This window comes from Streptomyces sp. NBC_00203 (assembly GCF_045206325.1).
Lineage (GTDB): Bacteria > Actinomycetota > Actinomycetes > Streptomycetales > Streptomycetaceae > Streptomyces > Streptomyces lutosisoli.
In genome coordinates this window covers 2,827,090-2,846,060 of sequence record NZ_CP108126.1, presented here as the reverse complement: position 1 = coordinate 2,846,060, position 18,971 = coordinate 2,827,090, and the positions used below count along the sequence as shown (strand labels likewise).

The following is an 18,971-nucleotide window of genomic DNA, read 5'->3' as shown; positions in this document are numbered from 1 at the left end:
ACGCCGTACGCGATGTGATGCAAGGCGCAGTCCGGATCCTGGACTGCGCCTTGCGCGTCGAAGATCTTCTGGCAGGATGCTGTATCAGGTCATGAGTGACAGTCATGAGGCCCCGGCCGACTGTCCGGCAACCCTCCGTCCGTGGCGGGGTGCCCCGGGTGAAGACCAGGTCGTAGGCAGCGAGGTCTACGGCAAGCGCGGACCCCTCGCCACTCACTTGAGTGGATACAGCCCAGGGGTCCTGGTCGTTCGAGGGAGCCTTCTGTGAGCAAGCGAATGCGATAGGGCGTAGCGCCCCACTTCCGCGTACCCCTTTTCACCTTCTTCGCCTTTCCTGCGCTGAGCCGTCCGTACCCCGGTGTACCCGCTCGCGCAGCGATCCCGCCTGCCTCTCACAGGAGCTCGCCATGTCTGTCTCCACCGCTGCCGCCGACCAGACCGTTTGTGCCCCTCTGCCTGTTCTGGGGCGAGATGTGACCGTCCCGCTCGTCACCGGTGGCGAGGTCACCTACGCCGCACTCGACTACGCCGCCAGCGCCCCGGCCCTGCAGCGGGTGTGGGACGACGTGGCGGCGTACGCCCCCTACTACGGCAGCGTGCACCGTGGCGCCGGCTACCTCTCGCAGCTGTCCACCGACCTGTTCGAGAACTCCCGCAAGACCGTCGCCGAGTTCCTGGACTGCCGCGAGGGCGACCAGGTCGTCTTCACCCGCTCCACCACCGACTCGCTCAACCTGCTCGCCGCCACTCTTCCGGCCGACTGCCAGGTCTTCGTCTTCGAGACCGAGCACCATGCGTCCCTGCTGCCGTGGAAGGACGCCCAGGTCACCTACCTCAACGCCCCGCGCAGCCCGCGCCAGGCCGTCGAGACGCTGGAGCGCGCCCTCGCCGGCCGCACTGTGTCCATTGAAGGGGGCTACGGCCCGGCCCTCGTCTGCGTCACCGGCGCCTCGAACGTCACCGGTGAGCTGTGGCCGGTGCGCGAGCTGGCCGCCGCCGCCCACGCGCACGGCGCCCGTATCGTCCTCGACGCCGCGCAGCTGGCCCCGCACCACCCGGTGTCCGTCCGTGACCTGGACGTCGACTGGGTCGCCTTCTCCGGCCACAAGCTGTACGCGCCCTTCGGCTCCGGTGTGCTCGCCGGCCGCTCCGACTGGCTGCGCGAGGCCGAGCCGTACCTCGCGGGCGGTGGCGCCAGTCGTAAGGTGTCCCGCCGTACGGACGGTGGCGTGGACGTGGAGTGGCACGAGAGCGCCGCCCGGCACGAGGCCGGCTCGCCGAACGTGATCGGCGTCTACTCGATCGCGTCCGCCTGCAAGGCCCTCACCGAGGCCGGCTTCGACACCCTCGTCGCCCGTGAACAGCACCTGATCGACACGGTCCGCGCGGGTCTCGCCGAGGTCCCCGAGGTGCGCGTCCTCTCCCTCTTCGGTGACGACGCCCCGCGGGTCGGCGTGATCTCCTTCGTCGTCGAGGGGTGGAACAGCTCGCACTTCGCCGCGGCGCTCTCCGCGGAGTACGGCATCGGGGTGCGCGACGGTCTGTTCTGCGCCCATCCGCTGGTGCGCACCCTCCTCGGCAGCGACCCGCAGACCCAGGGGGAGTGCGGTGCCCCCGAGGCCGCGCCCGGCGAGAAGTCCCTGAACGCCATCCGTGTCAGCTTCGGTGCGGGTACCCCCGACGAGCACGTCGAGCGCTTCGTCACCGCCGTGCGGGAACTCGTCCGGGACGGTGCGAAGTGGCAGTACCGCACGGAGGACGGCCGCTGCGTCCCCGCGGTCTGAGCCGGCAGTTTCTTCGCCCCCGCCGCCCCTACCCGTCCCATCCGTTCCTGGGGGCTGCGCCCCCAGACCCCCAAAAGACTGCGCAGTTCCCCGCGCCCCTAAAAGGGGCGCGGGGCTGTGTCGATATGCGGCTCCGCGGCGTGGGCGCGAACGGCCCCCGCCCACCCGCAGCCGACGAACCGGGGTGGGTGGGGGATCGCGGGGCGAAGCCCCGCGCCGTCAGGGGCGCGGGGCTGTGTCGATATGCGGCTCCGCCGCGTGGGCGCGAACGGCCCCCGCCCACCCGCAGCCGACGAACCGGGGTGGGCGGGGGATCGCGGGGCGGAGCCCCGCGCCGTCAGGGGCGCGGGGAACTGCGCGAGCAACCCCCACCCACCCGCACCCGACACACAACCGAACGGGGTCTGGGGCGGAGCCCCAGAAGGATGGGACGGGTAGGGGCGGCGGGGGCGAAAATCAGTTGTCGAGGCCGATCGCGAACGCTGCCTCGAGGTCGTGCTGGGAGTACGTGCGGAAGGCGACGTGGGTGTCCGTGGCCTCGACACCCGGGATCTTGCTGATCCGGCCGGGGATGACGTCCGCGAGGTCGTCGTGGGCCTTCACCCGGACCATGGCGATCAAGTCGTACGTGCCGGTGACGGAGAAGACCTCGCTGACAGCGTCCAGCGCGGCGATCGACTCGGCGATCTCGGGGATCCGGTCCACGCTGGTCTTGATGAGGACGATCGCGGTGATCACGGCTGGTTCTCTCCCTCGGGGGCGGTCGTTGGGGCCTTCACTCTAGTCGCCCGGCCGAAACGCACCCATGCGTAGACGAACCCCAGCGAGAAGCCCACCAGGTGGGCCAGATAGGCGACCCCGGGGCCGGAGGTGTCGCGGCCCGCCGCCAGCCATTGCAGGGTGACCCAGAAGGGCAGCACCACCCAGGCGGGGAAGCGCAGCGGCAGGAAGAAGAGGAACGGGAAGAGACTGGTCACCCGGGCCTTGGGGAACAGGTACAGGAACGCGCCGAGGACCGCGGAGATCGCCCCGGAGGCGCCGACCAGGGACTGCTGCGAGGCGGCGTTGGCGGCGGCGTAGCCCAGCAGGGCGAGGTAGCCGCAGCCGACGTAGAAGAAGGCGAACTGGACGTGGCCCATGCGTTCCTCGGTCATCGCCCCGAAGACGTAGAAGAAGAGCATGTTGCCGAGGAGGTGGAGCCAGCTGCCATGGATGAACAGGGCCGTGGCGGGGGTGAGGGCTTCGCGCGGGGCTCCGCCGAAGAGCTCGGTGGGCACCACGCCCCAGCGCCGGAAGTAGGCATGCTGCGCGACCAGCAGCTCGTCCCCGGTGCCGTACGCCGGATTGAGGCCCGCCGCCGGGCCGATCACGAAGATCAGGCAGCACAGGGCGATCAGCCCGTATGTCACCGGTGCGGACTGGCTCCGCATCGCCCTGCCGACCGCCGTCATCCCGTTGCTGATCATGGTGCAGAGCATGGCGTAACGGGACCGATGCGCACAGACCGCCTCGCCGCCGTGGACGGCCGAGCGTCGGGTACCCGCCAGGCCTTAGGGTTACGAGCCACACGCACCGGGAGACTGGCGCTGGACGGACACTAGAAGGAAAGCGACTGCCACATGACGGTTCCCCTGCCGGATGCCAAGACTCGCTGGCGCTGCACGCTCTGCGGCAATCTCACGCGTTTCGACGTGACCCGCTCGTCGAAGGTCGTCGAGTATGTGCACCTCGACCTGGCCGGTGAGCCGAAGGTCGAGGAGCGCGAGGTGGTCAGTGAGACCATCGAGTCGGTGCGGTGCCGCTGGTGCAATGCCGTGGATCAGGTGGAACTCGTGGACAGGCCGGGCGCCGGCTCCTGAGGGAGCGGGCCCCGCACGGATATTGGGGTGACGGATGGTGGAGACCACAGGCGGGGAGCCGGACGACGGCACCGCTGAGGTGCTCGACCGTCCGCTGCCCGACGGCGTGCGCCGGCGGGTCGTACAGATCGTCTCCGATGGGTTCGGTGGACTGACGATCGGTGAACTGCCCGCCCAATTGCGGCAGTATGCCCGGTTCACCCCCAGTCGGCGGGCCAAGTTCGCCGGTAACGCGATGGCGGCGGCCCTGGAGACGGAGCCTCTTTTCAGACAGCGCATCGCCGAGAAGCTGAGAGAGGCGCAACCGGAACTCACCGGTGCCCTCGACTCGGGCGCGCCGCCCCCGGCCGCGGATCCGCTGGATGTGGCGGCCGCGGCCTATGTGCTGCGCCCCGCGGGCTGGGTGAAGCTGGTCGCCGCCGCGGGCGAGGAGGCCCTGCGGGCGGACGCCGAGCGTGCCGACGAGGAGAGCCGGGCCGAGCTGGAACGGCTGCGCGAGGAGCTCGCCGAGGCGCGCGGGCAGACCAGGGCCGAAACCGAGCGGATGCGCACGGAGTTGGAGGCCGCGAAGAAGGAAGCGGAATCGCTTCACCGCAAGCTGCGCGGGGCCCTCAGCGACGTCAAGCGCGGCGAGGCGGCCCTCCGCAAGCTCCAGGGTGAGATGGACACCGGCCGGGCGGAGGGGCAGGCCCAGGTGTCCGCCGCCGAGAGCGAGACCCGGCGGCTCAAGGCGCGGCTCGCGGAGGCCGAGGCGGCCCTGGAGGCCACCCGCAAGGCGGCGCGCGAGGGGCGCAGTGTCGAGGACATGCGCGTACGGCTGCTGCTCGACACCGTGCTGGAGGCGACCCAAGGGCTGCGGCGGGAGCTGGCGTTGCCACCCGTGTCCGTACGCCCCGCGGAGACCGTGGATGCGGTCGAACCGGGACGAATGACGCCAAAAGACATCGCGGCCCGGGCGTTGTCCGAAAACGATCCCGCGATCCTCGACCAACTGCTCGCGCTGCCACAGGCGCATCTGGTCGTCGACGGCTACAACGTCACCAAGACCGGCTACCCGCAGATGCCGCTCGAGAAGCAGCGGCTGCGGCTCCTCGGGCAGCTCTCGCAGCTCGCCGCGCAGACCGGCGCCGAGGTGACCTGTGTCTTCGACGGGGCCGAGCTGGCCGCGCCCGTGCTGCTCGCGCCGCCGCGCGGGGTACGGGTGCTGTTCTCCAAGCCCGGCGTCACCGCGGACGAGTTGATCCGCCAGCTGGTGCGCGCCGAGCCGCCCGGGCGGCCGGTGATCGTCGTCTCCACCGACCGTGAGGTGGCCGACGGCATCGCCAAAGCGGGTGCGCGACCGGTCGCTTCGGTGGTGCTTCTCAAGCGCTTTTCGCGCGGCTGAGCAGCGGCCGCCCATCTGGGCCGTAAGCCTCATAGGCAACGTAAGTCCCATGCGTAACGTCCAGGCGCAATGCCCGAATTGAGCCGACCTTCACGCAACGTAGTGTCAAGCGCGCATTACTGCATGTGAGTTGTCGGCAAAGAATGCGCTCGGTGACCGAGATTTTTCCTATGAGGATTTGAACTGATCACAAGAAGGTCACTAGGGTCAGGCCTCGAACCTCCGCTCGGGTGATCACTCATTGGGAGTGACGGCGAAGGGGCACCGCCCGTCGGCGCATTCGGCAGGCGGCTGAAGGAAGAAGGAGCTCGCCTTCGTGGCGTCCCACCGTCGACCCAAGCAGCCGAGCCGCACCCGTGTGACCGTGCTCACCACCGCCGCCGCCGCTGCCGTGGCCCTCAGCGCGAATGTGGCCAACGCCGCGCCGAGCGAGAAGCTGAGCAAGGACGAGGTCAAGGCCAAGGTCGACAAGCTCTACGAGGAGGCCGAGCAGGCCACCGAGAAGCTCGACGGGGCCAAGGAGAAGCAGGACAAGCTGCAGAAGCAGATCAGCACCCTGCAGGACAACGTCGCCCGCGGCCAGGAAGAGCTCAACGAGCTGCGCGACGGCCTGGGTTCGATGGCCAGCGCCCAGTACCGCACCGGAGGCATCGACCCCTCCGTGGCGCTCTTCCTCTCCTCCAACCCGGACGACTACCTCGACCAGGCGTCCACGATGGACCAGCTGAGCGCTCAGCAGGTCGAGGCGCTGAAGAAGGTCCAGGAGAAGCAGCGTTCACTCGCGCAGCAGCGCAAGGAAGCCGCCGACAAGCTCAAGGACCTCGCCGACACCCGGGCGGAGCTCGCCAAGAAGAAGAAGGAAGTCCAGAACAAGCTCGGTTCTGCGCAGAAGCTTCTCAACACGCTGACCGCCAAGGAGAAGGCGGCTCTCGCGGCCGCCGAGCAGGAGCGCTCCACCCGGGCCAGCGAGCGCGTCGACCTCGGCAACACCAAGTCCGCCTCCGGGCGCGCCGCCGCCGCGTTCTCCGCCGCACAGACCAAGCTCGGCTCGCCCTACGTCTACGGCGCCTCCGGCCCCTCCTCCTTCGACTGCTCGGGCCTGACGTCCTGGGCCTACGCCCAGGCCGGCGTCACCATCCCGCGTACCTCGCAGGCGCAGGCCAGCTACGGCACGCGCATCTACTCGCAGAGCGACCTCCAGGTCGGCGACTTGGTCATCTTCTACGGCGACCAGCACCACGTCGGCCTGTACGCGGGCAACGGCCAGGTGCTGCACGCCCCGCGCACCGGCACGGTCGTGCGCTACGAGTCGATCAGCAACATGCCCTTCCAGTTCGGCGTCCGCATCTGACGCTCCGGCGTCCGGATCTGATGAACGCCCCCTGAAGGGGCCCCTCACCACGCCGCCCAAACGGGCGAATTGCGGTAACTCCAGCTGACCCCACGCCCCGTCGGTGACCTGCGTCTCCGGCGGGGCGTCACTTTGTGTGCCCGCGGAGGTCTTTGGTCGGTGCGTAGTCGCACGGCTACTGTCTGGCGCGTTTCCCCCAACTCAGGGGGACCGTCAGCGGAAGGGAGAGCGGCTACTCGTGGGGTCCCATCGCCGCCTTGCACCGTCCGGCTTCGACCGGGGCGCCGGCGCCGCCGGCATCGCGGTCAGCGTGATGTCCGCCGCGGTCGCGGCACTCGGCGCGCTGCCGGCAGCCGCAGCACCGCAGGACGACACCCGGGCCGAGGTGGACCGCCTCTACACGCAGGCGGAGAAGGCCACCGAGGCGTACAACAAGGCCGACGAGCGCGCCGACTCGCTGCGCGAGGACATCACCACGGCGCAGGACGAGATCGCCCGGCAGCAGGAACGCATCAACACCATGCGGGACGCGCTCGGTTCGCTCGCCGGGGCCCAGTACCGGTCCGGCGGCCTCGACCCCTCGCTCGCGCTGCTGTTCTCCGACAACCCGGCCGACTACCTCGACAGGGCCGCCGCCCTCGACCGGATCACCGCCCACCAGGCCGGCGAACTCAAGGACCTCCAGCTCGCCATGCGCGCCCTCGCCCAGAAACGCGAGGAGGCCACCGGCAAACTCGCCGAACTGGAGCGCAGCCGCAAGGCCGTCGCCCAGAACAAGCGCACCGTCGAGCGAAAACTGGCCAAGGCGCAGGAGCTGCTCAACTCCCTGCCGTACGCCGAGCGCGCCGCCTACGACCGGGCGTCGCGTTCCGCGCGCGGCGACATGCCCGACCTCGGGGGCGCGGTCCCGTCCTCGGCGCGTGCGGCCGCCGCCGTCGCCGCGGCCCGCTCGGCGCTCGGCCGCCCGTATGTGTGGGGTGCCACCGGGCCGAGCGGCTTCGACTGTTCGGGCCTGATGCAGTGGTCGTACGCGCGGGCCGGAGTCGGTCTGCCGCGCACCTCGCAGGAACAGCGGTACGCCGGACGGCAGGTGCCGCTCTCCCAGGTGCAGCCGGGTGACCTGGTCACCTACCGCTCGGACGCCAGCCACGTCGGGATGTACGTCGGCAACGGCCAGGTGATCCACGCGCCCTACCCGGGCGCCCCGGTGCGCTACGACCCGGTGGGCATGATGCCGATCTCGTCCGTGACACGGGTCTGACCACCGGGCGAACCCGCCGTACGATCGGCAACATGGCTGGTCGAAGGCGTGCGTCGCGAGCGGGGCTCTCCCTGGTGCTGCTGCTTGCCGTGCTCGTCGGCTGTGGCGGGCGGGCGCCGTCGGACAGTGCGGCGGCCGAGGTGCAGCGGGTGCTCGACCAGCGGGCGGTGGCGGTACTCGACCGGGACGAGCCGGCGTACCGGGCAACGGATCGATCGGCCGCCGGGACCGCTGAGTTCGCGAACCTGGGCGCTGTCCCGCTGACGGCCTGGTCGTATCACCTGACCGCCCTCCACCGCTCCGGCGACCGGGCCACGGCCGACGCCGAGCTGCGCTACCGGATCAAGGGGTACGACACCGCGCCCGTCAGCGCCGCCCGCACACTGAGCCTGACCCGCACCGACGGCAGCTGGCGGGTCGCCTCCGACGAGCCCGCGAAGAAGTCGGGCGAGCAGCTGTGGGAGCAGGGGGCCGTGACGGTCGTACGGGGCGCGCACAGCCTCGTCCTGGGGGTCGGGCAGACCGGCGAGCGGCTGCGCGCGTACGCGGACCTCGCGGACCATGCCGTGCCCGCCGTGTCCCAGGCGTGGGGCACCGACTGGTCGCGGCACGTCGTCGTGCTCGTACCGAAGTCGCTGGAGGGGATGGCGGGGCTGCTCGGCGCCCCGGCGTCCGGGTACCGGGGGATCGCGGCGGTGACCACCGGTGAGGCCGGGGGCTCGGCGAAGGCGCCCGCCGACCGGATCATCGTCAACCCCGACGCGTACGGCATCCTCGGCGACTTCGGCAAACAGGTCGTGCTCACCCACGAGACGACGCACGTCGCCACCCGCGCCCACACCACGGCCGCCACGCCCCTGTGGCTCTCCGAGGGCTACGCGGACTGGGTCGGCTACCGCGGCAGCGGGCGGACGGCCACGCAGGTCGCGCCGGAGCTGGAGCAGGCCGTGCGGGAGGGGCGTGTCCCGGCCGCGCTGCCGGTCGACAAGGACTTCGGGTTCTCCGGGGACGCGGCGAAGCTGGCGCAGGCGTACGAGGGCGGCTGGATGGCCTGCCGGCTGATCGCCGACCACTGGGGCGAGGTCCGGCTGAACGACTTCTACCGGGCGGTGGGCGACCACGGGAAGCGGGCCGGGGCGGTCGAGGGCGCGCTGCGGGATGTGCTGCATACGACGCCGGAGAAGTTCACGGAGCAGTGGCGGGCCTACCTCAGGGCTCAACTCGGCTGACGCAGCTGGGAGATCGCCTCGGTGAGCCATGCGCGTTCCGCTTCTCCGGTGGCTCGTGCCACCCGCAGGATGCCCTGGCGGAACAGGTCGTCCGTCTCCTCCGCGCGTACGGGTTCTCCGTCGCGGTAGAAGAAGCTCGCGGGGGTGGTGAGGAAGTCCAGACGGCGCTGCAGAACGGCCGCCTGCTCCCGGGGGTCCGGCAGGTGCCGCAGGAAGGCCAGGACCGTGTTGAAGCGCACCTGGTCGGTGATCTCGGCCTGCTTGGGACGGCGCAGCCGCTCCAGGAGGTCCTCGCGGCCCTGGTCGGTGAGCGACAGGATGCGGCGCGGGGCCGCGCCGCTGCCCGGCTCCGTGTGCTGACCGAGTTTGCCCGCCGTGACCAGCCGCGTGATCGCGGGGTAGAGCGCGCCGTCGCTCACCGGGCGGACGTGTCCGTTGAGCGCCTTGATGCGCTCCTTCAACTCGTAGCCGTGCAAGGGCTCTTCGGCGAGAAAGCCCAGGATCGACAGCTCCAGCATCCGGTTCGGCCCCCTTCTTGAAGTCGTCGTACGGGCATGGTACCTCTTATCGAGCTACCTCTAAACGAGGTAGCTCGATAAGAGGTAGCTCGTATCGAGATCGCTTGCCCATCGAGGGAGCCCCTGTGAACGCCCACCGCAAGCAGCTCATAGCGCTCGCCCACCCCGTCTACCTCTCGCTGCTCGCCTCCGTCGCCGCCGGGATCATCAACACCGTCTGGGTCTCCCGGCTCGGCGGCGCCGCCGTGGCCGCCGTCGCCGTCGCCACCAACACCGAGAACGTGCTGCTCGGCGTCGCCCTGGTCTTCGCCTCCGGGACGACCGTCCTGGTCTCGCACGCCAGAGGCGCACGGGATCCGGGCGCGGTCCGGGCGGCCGTACGCGGCGGATGGGCGCTGTGCGCGGTGGTCACGCCCGTGGTCGCCGTGGGCGGATATCTGCTGCGGGAGCCGCTGGCCCGGCTGGTGCTGGGCGGCGACGGGCGCGCCCTGTCACTCGCCGTCGGGTACTTCGCGGTCTCCCTGCCCGGCATCGCCGTCTTCTTCGCGCAGAACCTCGTCGACGGCATCCTGAAGGGCACCGGCGACACCCGCACCCCCATGCGGCTCGCCCTGCTGGCCAACGGTCTGATCCTCGGCCTCGACCCGCTGCTCATCCAGGCGTACGGCGTCCAGGGCGCCGCCGCCTCCACGGTGCTGTGCCGCTGCGTGGCCCTGGCCGTCGGGCTGCTCGCCCTGCGCCGCAACGCGCTACTGCGCCGGGCGGCAGCCGTCCGGCCCTCGGAGGCCACCGGTGCCGCCCTGCGCAGGACCCTGACCACCGGCCTGCCGATGTCCGCCGACTTCACCGTCCGGCAGGGCGGGGCGCTGGTCCTGGTCGCCATCGTGGCCAGGCTCGGGGTGACGGCCGTGGCCGCGTACTCGATCGCCTACAAGGTCATGTACATCGCGACCATGGCGTTCTACTCGGTCCGGCAGGCCGCCTCGATCCACACCGCGCACACGCGGGGCGCGGGCGGGGACGAGCGGGGTGCCATCGGGCGGCAGGCCGTGCTCGTCTCGGGAACGGTGGGCGTGCTCGCCGCTTCCCTGCTCGCTCTCCTCGCCCCCTGGATCATGCGGGCCTTCGGCGCCGGACCCGCGGTCGCGCACGACGGAGTCCTCTTCCTGCGCTGTGTCGGGCCCTACCTGCTGCTGATGGCCTGCTTCATCGCGCTCGGCGGGGTCTTCGAGGGCAGCGGGGGAGCGCCGCTGCTGCTCCGGGTGACGGTGACCGGGACGGCGGTCCAGCTCCCGCTCGCCTACGCGCTGTCGGGGCTGGGGCTGCCCGGGATCTGCCTCGCGCTGGCGCTGTCCATGACGGTGCAGTGCGCCGTGCTGTTCGTGTGGGTCGCGCGTCACCGTCAGGAGGACGCGAGGGTCTCCTTGGTGCGGGCGGCCTGAGAGGGGACCGTCGGGGCGGGCTCGGACACCGTGCCCCGCCACAGTTCCAGGGCGGCGAGCAGCGTGGCGATCACCAGCAGGCCGTTGCGGGCGAAGAGCAGGGTGATGCCGAGCCGGTCGCTGGAGACCACGTGCGAGAACCAGATCGGGAACTCCAGCACGGTCACGAAGCACGCGGCCAGCACCAGACCGACCGGCAGGGCCATGCGGCTGCCGCGGAAGCACAGGCAGACCGCCGCGAGCCCGACCAGCCAGACCATGTACTGCGGGCTGATGACCCGGCTGGTGGTCGTGAACATCAGCACGGCCACGAACGCGGCGTCGGCCAGCGTGTGCGGCAGGAACCGCTTGGCGCACAGCCGCCACAGCAGCAGCCAGCCGAAGGCGACCGCGGTGAGCACCAGGGCCGCCGTGCTGACGACGTCGACGTACGGGCCGAGGAACTCCACGGAGCCGTAGTTGAGCAGTACCTGGCCGTCCCAGCCGTACTGCCGGGCCACATGGAAGACGAGGGAGCCGAGCGACTCGACCTCGGTGCCGCGGTCGCGCTGGAAGGTCAGGAAGGAGAAGGCGCCGGGCATCGCCACGGCGAACAGCACCGCGATCGCACCGGCGGACACCGCCGCCGCGGCCCACGCCCGGCGCCGGACGGCCCCGACGAGCAGCAGCACCGGCCACACCTTCACCAGCGCGCCGAAGCCCACGAGCATCCCCATCACCCGCGGATGGCGCGCACCGGCGAGCAGCGCCGCGACCGCGACGGCCGTCACCATCACGTCGTAGCGGGCGTACACGGTCGGCCCGAGCAGCGGTACGCCGATCACCCACACCCAGGCGCCGCGCAGACTCTTGCCGGAGCGCAGGCCCGCGTACTGGAGCAGCCCGAACACCACGAAGTCGGCGAGGAAGGCCAGCACGAAGAAGGCCTGCGCGTATTCGAGGAAGGGCAGCAGCGCGGGGGAGAGGATCGCGAGCGCGGCGGCCGGCGGGTACTGCCAGGTGACGTCGTCGAGCGGGAAGGTGCCGTGCTTGAGGACCTCGTACCAGCCCTGGTAGATCACCGAGACATCGCTCGTGACATCCGGGCCGGGGAAGACGTACACCTTGAACACGAAGAGGAGCAGCACCAGCCTGGTCAGGCCCCAGGTTCCCACCAGCCCGAGCACTCCGAACGGGAACCTCTCCGTCCTAGCGCCCTCCATGCCCACCTGGCCTTTGTCCGTCCGGATGTCCGTCCGGATGTCCGTCCGGAACTCATGTGCTGTGCCGCTGCGATTTCGCGGTGCCATGATGTCGCGCCGCCCTGTGCGCGAGCCATCAAGCGCGGTCGTGCGGAGCTGTGAGTATAGGTTCGGTACTGTCGAACACGATGCACAAGACCCTGATCGTGACGAACGACTTCCCGCCCCGCCCCGGCGGCATCCAGGCGTTTCTGCACAACATGGCGCTGCGCCTGGACCCCGAGCAGCTCGTCGTCTACGCCTCCACGTGGAAGCGCGGCCGTGAGGGCGTCGAGGCGACCGCCGCCTTCGACGCCGAGCAGCCCTTCACCGTCGTACGGGACCGTACGACCATGCTGCTGCCGACCCCGGGCGCGACCCGCCGCGCCGTCGGACTGCTGCGCGAACACGGCTGTACGTCGGTGTGGTTCGGGGCGGCGGCACCGCTCGGCCTGATGGCGCCCGCGCTGCGCAGGGCGGGCGCGCGACGGATCGTGGCGACCACGCACGGCCATGAGGCCGGCTGGGCACAGCTGCCCGCCGCGCGTCAGCTGCTCCGCCGTATCGGCGAGTCCACGGACAGCCTCACCTACCTCGGCGAGTACACGCGCTCGCGGATCGCCTCCGCGCTGACCCCCGAGGCCGCCGCGCGGATGGTCCAGCTGCCGCCCGGCGTCGACGAGAAGACCTTCCACCCCGGCTCGGGCGGTGACGCGGTCCGGGCCCGGCTCGGCCTGACCGACCGCCCGGTGGTGGTCTGCGTCTCCCGTCTGGTCCCGCGCAAGGGCCAGGACACCCTCATCCTCGCCATGCCGCACATCCTGGCCAAGGAGCCGGAAGCGGTCCTGCTGATCGTCGGCGGCGGACCGTACGAGCGGGACCTGCGCAAACTGGCCTACGACACCGGGGTCGCCGACGCGGTCCGCTTCACCGGCGCGGTGCCGTGGTCGGAACTGCCGGCTCACTACGGCGCGGGGGACGTCTTCGCGATGCCGTGCCGGACCCGCCGGGGCGGGCTGGATGTCGAGGGGCTCGGCATCGTCTACCTGGAGGCCTCCGCTACGGGCCTTCCTGTGGTCGCCGGCGACTCCGGCGGGGCGCCTGACGCCGTACTCGACGGCGAGACCGGCTGGGTCGTCCGCGGTGCCTCTGCCGAGGAGAGCGCCGACCGCGTTGTCACCCTCCTCGGCGACTCGGAGCTGCGCCGGCGGATGGGGGAGCGGGGGCGGGCGTGGGTGGAGGAGAAGTGGCGCTGGGACCTGCTGGCCGAGCGCTTGCGGGAGCTGTTGTAGCCGTAGCGCCTAGTGGGGTGGGGCTTTCGGACTCCGGGCGACTGCGGGTGAGTGGGGGCTGGCCGCGCAGTTCCCCGCGCCCCTTCAGGGGCGCGGGGAACTGCGCGAGCAACCACTGACGACCCGCAGTCGCCAGAACATCCACCCCTACGGCGAGAAGGCGCCCTAGCCCCGATAAATCGCCTCGATCTCGTCGGCGTAATCCTTCGCCACAACATTCCGCTTGAGCTTCAGCGACGGCGTGAGGTGCCCCGACTCCTCGGTGAACTGGTGGGCGAGGAGTCGGAACTTGCGCACCGACTCCGCCTTGGACACCGCCGCGTTGCCGTCGTCGATCGCGTCCTGGATCGCGCTCAGCAGATCCGGGTCCTCGCGGAGCGACACCGCGGTCGAGCCGGCAGGCTTCCCGTGCTCCGCGGCCCAGCGGCCCAGGAACTCCTCGTCGATGGTGACCAGCGCGCCGACGAACGGGCGCCCGTCGCCGACCACCATGCACTCCGCGACCAGCGCGTGCGCACGGATGCGGTCCTCGATCACGGCCGGGGCGACGTTCTTGCCGCCCGCGGTGACGATGATCTCCTTCTTGCGGCCGGTGATGCGGAGGTAGCCGTCCTCGTCGAGGGTGCCGATGTCACCGGTGTGGAACCAGCCGTCGGCCAGCGCCTCGGCGGTCGCGGCCTCGTTGTTCCAGTACCCCTGGAACAGGTGCTCGCCGTGCAGCAGCACCTCGCCGTCGTCGGCAATGCGGATCACGGAACCCGGCAGCGGCTGGCCGACCGTACCGATCTTCGTACGGTCCCACGGGTTGAAGGCGGTGGCCGCACAGGACTCGGTCAGGCCGTAGCCCTCAAGGACCGTGAAGCCGATGCCGCGGAAGAAGTGCCCGAGGCGCTCGCCGAGCGGGGCGCCGCCGGAGATGGCGTACTCGCCACGACCACCCAGCACGGCGCGCAGCTTGCTGTAGACGAGCTTGTCGAACGTCTTGTACTTGATCTTCAGGCCGAGGGACGGGCCCGAGGGGGTGTCCAGGGCGCGGCTGTACGCGATCGCCGTGTCCGCCGCCTTGTCGAAGATCTTGCCCTTGCCGTCCGCCTGCGCCTTGGCGCGCGCCGAGTTGTAAACCTTCTCGAAGACGCGCGGCACACCGAGGATCAACGTCGGCCGGAACGCGGCCAGTTCATCGGTGAGGTTCTTGATGTCCGGGACGCAGCCGAGCTTGATCGGCGCCATCATCGGCGCGACCTGCACGAGCCGCCCGAAGACGTGCGCGAGGGGCAGGAAGAGGAGCACCGAACACTCGCCCGTACGGAACAGGGGGCGCAGCCGCTCCACGATGTTGCCGCACTCCGCGAAGAAGGCGCGGTGGGTGAGGACGCACCCCTTGGGGCGGCCCGTCGTGCCGCTTGTGTAGACGATGGTCGCCGGGTCGTCGGCCTTGGCGAGCGAGCTGCGCTCCTCGACGGTCGCGTCGCTGACGTCCTTGCCGAGGCGGCCGAGCTCGTCCACCCCGCCGGCCTCGATCTGCCAGACATGCTGGAGAGCGGGCAGCCGGTCGCGCAGCGACTCCACGGAGGCCGCGTGCGTGTCGAGCTCGACGATGCAGGCGGTCGCGCCCGAGTCGCCGAGGACCCACTGCACCTGCTCCGGCGAGCTGGTCTCGTACACCGGCACGGTGATCGCGCCGGCGCTCCAGATCGCGAAGTCGAGCAGCGTCCACTCGTAGCGGGTACGGGACATCAGGCCGACCCGGTCGCCCGGCTGGACGCCGGAGGCGATCAGGCCCTTGGCGGCGGCACGCACCTCGTCGAGGAAGGTGGTGGCGGTGACATCCGTCCAAGTGCCGCCCACCTTGCGGGCGATGACGGCTACGTCGGGATGCTGCGCGGCGTTTCTGCGGACGATGTCGGTCAGGTTTCCGTCCGCAGGGACCTCGTACAAAGCCGGAAGGCTGAACTCGCGCAAGACTGCTGCTCCTCATAGGGCGCCGACGCCACGACTCTGTGTGATGCGACGGTGCGGTCCAAGGCTCGGGCAGGTACTCAGGAGATCACTTGTTGAAAACCTGAGTACGACTGGACTGCCCGGACGTTACCCACCGGTACGGCCATTTAGATAGGGGGTCCCGGCGAGATGTTCCCTGCGTCACACAGGTTGGCGTTCCTTCGCGCAGAGTAGTCCACGCGGTTACTGACTAGCCAGTAACCGCAGGTCCGACCGCCTCTATTCACGTTTGCCCCACAGGCTTACGCTTGATCGTCATGGCACCTACACCGGTCGGAAATCCGAGGACGCGCATTCATGTGGTCAGTGACGTGCACGGCAACGTCCGGGACCTGGCCAGAGCCGGCGACGGCGCGGACGCCCTGATCTGCCTCGGTGACCTGGTCCTCTTCCTCGACTACGCCGACCACTCGCGCGGCATCTTCCCGGACCTGTTCGGCGAGGAGAACGCGGACCGCATCGTCGAACTGCGCACCGCCCGCCGTTTCGAGGAGGCCCGCGCGTTCGGCGCCCGGCTGTGGTCAGGCATCGGCGCCGACCGGGGCGCCGCCATCGAGAAGGCGGTGCGCAAGCAGTACGCCGAGATGTTCGCCGCGTTCCCCACACCGACGTACGCGACCTACGGCAATGTCGACATGCCGACCCTGTGGCCGGAGTACGCCGGACCCGGCACGACCGTGCTCGACGGCGAGCGGGTGGAAATCGGCGGCCGGGTCTTCGGGTTCGTCGGCGGGGGACTCCAGACACCCATGCGGACGCCGTACGAGATCAGCGACGAGGAGTACGCGGCGAAGATCGAGGCGGTCGGCGAGGTCGACGTGCTGTGCACACACATCCCGCCGGAGGTGCCGGAGCTGGTGTACGACACCGTGGCGCGCCGTTTCGAGCGCGGCAGCCGGGCCCTGCTGGACGCGATCCGCCGCACCCGCCCGCGCTACTCGCTCTTCGGCCATGTCCACCAGCCGCTCGCCAGCCGGATGCGGATCGGGGCGACGGAATGCGTGAATGTGGGGCACTTCGCGGGGTCGGGCCGGCCGTGGGCCCTGGAGTGGTGAGCCGCCGGCCGCGGTGAACCCCAGGTGGGGTGATAGCGCCCGTGGCTGTGCGCGGTAGCCTTCACGCTGCACACACGTGCGCACCACCCTCCCTCACCGGACCGCATCTGGAGGAGCCACCGCGATGGCGGAACACACCAGCTCGAGCATCACGATCGAGGCGGCACCGGCTGACGTCATGGCGGTCATCGCCGACTTCGCCCGCTACCCGGACTGGACCGGCGAGGTGAAGGAGGCGGAGGTACTCGCCACGGACGAGCAGGGCCGCGCCGAGCAGGTGCGCCTCGTCATGGACGCCGGCGCCATCAAGGACGACCAGACCCTCGGCTACACCTGGACCGGCGACCACGAGGTCTCCTGGACCCTGGTCAAGTCCCAGATGCTCCGCTCGCTGGACGGCTCGTACATCCTCAAGCCCGCGGGTGCCGGCGCCACCGAGGTCACCTACCAGCTGACCGTCGACGTCAAGATCCCCATGCTCGGCATGATCAAGCGCAAGGCCGAGAAGGTCATCATCGACCGGGCGCTGGCGGGCCTGAAGAAGCGCGTGGAGTCGGGCGAAGCGTGACCCTCCGGGGGTGACGGCAGCTCCCGTTCGGTTGTGTGTCGGGTGCGGGCCGGTGGGGGCTGGTCGCGCAGTTCCCCGCGCCCCTTAAAGGCACCCGGGGCGGGCCGGCGGTTGTTTAGGGGCGCGGGGAACTGCGCGACCAGCCCCCACTCACCCGCACCCGAGACACAACCGAACGCGGCCCAAGGCGGAGCCCCAGGTACCGTTCACCCTCATGCGCACCATCCTGATCACCGGGCCCGGCGGCACAGGCCGTACGACCGTCGCGGCCGCCACGGCGTTGCAGGCCGCCCGCCAGGGCACCCGCACCCTGGTGCTCAGCGCCGACCGCACGGACACCCTGGGTGCCGTCCTCGGCGTACCCACCGGCACGGAGCCCATCGAGGCCGAGCCGAACCTCACCGCCTGGCGTCCCGACGCGGCGGAACGCTTCCGCGAAGACCTCACCGCCTTCCAGCAGCGCGCCACCACCGCCCTGGACCTGCTCGGCGCCTCCCGCCTGGACGCCGAGGAGGTCACCCCCCTCCCCGGCGCCGAGGAACTCGCCCTCCTGCGCGCCCTGCGCGACGCGGCGACATCGGAGACGTACGACCTCCTGGTCGTGGACCTCCCCCCGGCCCCCCAGGCCCTCGCCCTCCTCGCCCTCCCCGAGGAACTCCGCCGCTATCTGCGCCGCCTGCTCCCGCCGGAGCGCCAGGCGGCCCGCGCCCTGCGCCCCGTCCTCGGCCGGCTCGCGGGCGTCCCGATGCCCGCGGAATGGCTGTACGAGACGGCGGCCCGCTGGGACCTGGAGCTGGCCGCCGTGGAGGCGGTCGTCGAGGACCGCGCCACGACCGTACGGCTGGTCGCCGAGCCGGGCCCGGCCGGTTCCGACGCCGTACGCACCGCCACCACCGCCTTCGCCCTGCGCGGTCTGTCCGTCGACGCGCTGGTCGCCAGCCGTGTCCTGCCCGGCGCCACGAACGACACCTGGCTAGCCGCCCTCGCCGCCCAGCAGCGCAAGGCGCTGGACGAGTGGCGGGAGACCTACGACCTGCACGAGGTCCCGCACCTCGGACACGACCCGCGCGGCACCGCCGACCTCGCCGCACTCCCCGTGCCCGGCGTCAACAAGACGCCACCCCCGGTCGAGTGGCCCGTCGTCGACCAGCTGGCGGACGACGGCGTGCTCGTCTGGCACATCCCGCTCCTCGGCGCGATACGCGAGGAACTGGACCTCGTGCGGCGCGGCGACGAACTCGTCGTCACGGCCGGACAGTTCCGCCGGATCGTGCCACTGCCGTCGGCCCTGCGCCGCTGCACGGTGGCCGGCGCGGCGCTCCGCGAGGGCGAGCTGAGGATCCGTTTCGCGCCGGATCCCGGTCTGTGGCCACGCACGACATGACCGAGTCGCCCCCTCTGTGGCGGCGGACACGGTGAACGGTGTACCCCCGTTCGGGTAACGTCGAAGGCACGAAACGTAGGCAGGAGTCCGCCATGAGCGAAGAGCGCCCCACGTCCGACGACGCTCAGGAGGACGTGGCTGACGAGGTGCGTGCCGAAGAGGCGCGCGCGACCGACGCCGACGCCTGGGCGAAGGCCTGTGCCGAGGATCTCGCGGCGGAAAAGGCCCGCCGCCGCGCCCAGCACGGCACGCCACCGGGCACCGCGGCCGAGGAACTGCGCAAGCTCGTCGACGCCGTCGCCGACAAGCTGTCCGGACTGAATTCGCCGCTCTTCGGCGCGGTCGCCTCCGGTACGGCCCAGCAGATGGTCAACCAGGTCGTGCAGCAGGCCAAGGCCGCCGTCGAGCCCGTGATAGAGCGCAACCCCGAGGTGTTCGACCACCTCGCGGCCGCGGGCTCCGAGCTGCTCGCCGCCTACCGCTCGGCCGTCGAGGCCCAGGAACGGCGCTGGACGACCCGGGACACGGGCCCTCGCGACGAGGGGACCGGTCCAGGGGAACACATCGACTTGGACTAAAGGCCCCTCGGGTACGGTTGGCCGTAGCGGGGCTCGACCGAAACT

At 70.9% G+C, this 18,971-nt stretch carries 17 protein-coding genes and 1 riboswitch; of the genes, 12 read left to right on the top strand and 5 right to left on the bottom strand.

Going from position 1 to position 18,971, the window contains the following annotated elements; genetic code table 11:
• Window positions 1-87: 87 nt before the first annotated feature.
• Window positions 88-204, top strand: a riboswitch (SAM riboswitch).
• A gap of 203 nt (window positions 205-407) precedes the next feature.
• On the top strand, window positions 408-1,784 hold the full coding sequence (locus tag OG975_RS13070; RefSeq protein WP_406329271.1) for an aminotransferase class V-fold PLP-dependent enzyme: 1,377 nt from the start codon (window positions 408-410) through the stop codon (window positions 1,782-1,784).
• Window positions 1,785-2,240: 456 nt separating this feature from the next.
• Here OG975_RS13070 and OG975_RS13065 read toward each other — a convergent pair whose 3' ends face one another.
• Both OG975_RS13065 and OG975_RS13060 read right to left on the bottom strand, forming a co-directional pair.
• On the bottom strand, window positions 2,241-2,522 hold the full coding sequence (locus OG975_RS13065) for an Lrp/AsnC ligand binding domain-containing protein (protein ID WP_327428101.1): 282 nt from the start codon (window positions 2,520-2,522) through the stop codon (window positions 2,241-2,243).
• Window positions 2,519-3,250, bottom strand: a complete 732-nt coding sequence (locus OG975_RS13060) for a rhomboid family intramembrane serine protease (RefSeq protein ID WP_406329270.1) — start codon at window positions 3,248-3,250, stop codon at window positions 2,519-2,521. The genes OG975_RS13065 and OG975_RS13060 overlap by 4 nt, the downstream gene beginning before the upstream one ends.
• Before the next feature lie 153 nt (window positions 3,251-3,403).
• On the opposite strand from OG975_RS13060, the gene OG975_RS13055 reads away from it, so the two are divergent.
• The 5 genes from OG975_RS13055 to OG975_RS13035 all read left to right on the top strand — a co-directional run bounded on the left by OG975_RS13055 (window position 3,404) and on the right by OG975_RS13035 (window position 8,868).
• Complete coding sequence (locus OG975_RS13055) at window positions 3,404-3,643, top strand: hypothetical protein (protein WP_037624014.1); 240 nt, start codon at window positions 3,404-3,406, stop codon at window positions 3,641-3,643.
• 34 nt (window positions 3,644-3,677) lie between these two features.
• Entirely contained in the window at window positions 3,678-5,027 is a 1,350-nt protein-coding gene (locus tag OG975_RS13050; RefSeq protein WP_406329269.1) for an NYN domain-containing protein, read from the top strand.
• A 316-nt stretch (window positions 5,028-5,343) separates the two neighbouring features.
• The gene (locus OG975_RS13045) at window positions 5,344-6,378 is read left to right on the top strand and encodes an NlpC/P60 family protein (RefSeq protein WP_406329268.1); all 1,035 of its coding nucleotides are present in this window, start codon (window positions 5,344-5,346) and stop codon (window positions 6,376-6,378) included.
• Window positions 6,379-6,616: 238 nt separating this feature from the next.
• Window positions 6,617-7,639: an NlpC/P60 family protein gene (locus tag OG975_RS13040; RefSeq protein ID WP_406329267.1), complete on the top strand. Its 1,023-nt coding sequence runs from the start codon at window positions 6,617-6,619 to the stop codon at window positions 7,637-7,639.
• 32 nt (window positions 7,640-7,671) lie between these two features.
• Window positions 7,672-8,868 (top strand): hypothetical protein, encoded by a 1,197-nt coding sequence (locus OG975_RS13035; protein ID WP_406329266.1) that lies wholly within the window; start codon window positions 7,672-7,674, stop codon window positions 8,866-8,868.
• Here the strand turns inward: OG975_RS13035 and OG975_RS13030 are convergent.
• Window positions 8,856-9,386: a PadR family transcriptional regulator gene (locus OG975_RS13030; RefSeq protein ID WP_406329265.1), complete on the bottom strand. Its 531-nt coding sequence runs from the start codon at window positions 9,384-9,386 to the stop codon at window positions 8,856-8,858. The two genes, OG975_RS13035 and OG975_RS13030, sit on opposite strands and share 13 nt — an antisense overlap.
• 125 nt (window positions 9,387-9,511) lie before the next feature.
• On the opposite strand from OG975_RS13030, the gene OG975_RS13025 reads away from it, so the two are divergent.
• Entirely contained in the window at window positions 9,512-10,828 is a 1,317-nt protein-coding gene (locus OG975_RS13025) for an MATE family efflux transporter (RefSeq protein WP_406329264.1), read from the top strand.
• On the opposite strand, the gene OG975_RS13020 is transcribed toward OG975_RS13025, so the two are convergent.
• Window positions 10,789-12,030, bottom strand: coding sequence for a glycosyltransferase 87 family protein (locus OG975_RS13020; RefSeq protein ID WP_406336252.1), 1,242 nt, complete (start codon window positions 12,028-12,030; stop codon window positions 10,789-10,791). The two genes, OG975_RS13025 and OG975_RS13020, sit on opposite strands and share 40 nt — an antisense overlap.
• A 167-nt stretch (window positions 12,031-12,197) precedes the next feature.
• Between OG975_RS13020 and OG975_RS13015 the strand changes: the two genes are divergently transcribed.
• On the top strand, window positions 12,198-13,340 hold the full coding sequence (locus tag OG975_RS13015; RefSeq protein WP_406329263.1) for a glycosyltransferase family 4 protein: 1,143 nt from the start codon (window positions 12,198-12,200) through the stop codon (window positions 13,338-13,340).
• A 165-nt stretch (window positions 13,341-13,505) separates the two neighbouring features.
• Here the strand turns inward: OG975_RS13015 and OG975_RS13010 are convergent, their stop codons facing one another.
• Window positions 13,506-15,302, bottom strand: coding sequence for an AMP-dependent synthetase/ligase (locus OG975_RS13010; RefSeq protein WP_406329262.1), 1,797 nt, complete (start codon window positions 15,300-15,302; stop codon window positions 13,506-13,508).
• A gap of 296 nt (window positions 15,303-15,598) precedes the next feature.
• Here OG975_RS13010 and OG975_RS13005 point away from each other — a divergent pair, with 296 nt between their 5' ends.
• The 4 genes from OG975_RS13005 to OG975_RS12990 all read left to right on the top strand — a co-directional run bounded on the left by OG975_RS13005 (window position 15,599) and on the right by OG975_RS12990 (window position 18,926).
• Complete coding sequence (locus tag OG975_RS13005; protein ID WP_406329261.1) at window positions 15,599-16,396, top strand: metallophosphoesterase; 798 nt, start codon at window positions 15,599-15,601, stop codon at window positions 16,394-16,396.
• Window positions 16,397-16,520: 124 nt separating this feature from the next.
• Complete coding sequence (locus OG975_RS13000; protein ID WP_369246028.1) at window positions 16,521-16,964, top strand: SRPBCC family protein; 444 nt, start codon at window positions 16,521-16,523, stop codon at window positions 16,962-16,964.
• A 214-nt stretch (window positions 16,965-17,178) separates the two neighbouring features.
• Window positions 17,179-18,348 carry an ArsA family ATPase gene (locus OG975_RS12995; protein WP_406329260.1) on the top strand — a complete coding sequence of 390 codons (1,170 nt, stop codon included), beginning with the start codon at window positions 17,179-17,181 and terminating at the stop codon, window positions 18,346-18,348.
• Between the two features lie 92 nt (window positions 18,349-18,440).
• Entirely contained in the window at window positions 18,441-18,926 is a 486-nt protein-coding gene (locus OG975_RS12990) for a DUF5304 domain-containing protein (RefSeq protein ID WP_406329259.1), read from the top strand.
• Window positions 18,927-18,971: the final 45 nt, after the last annotated feature.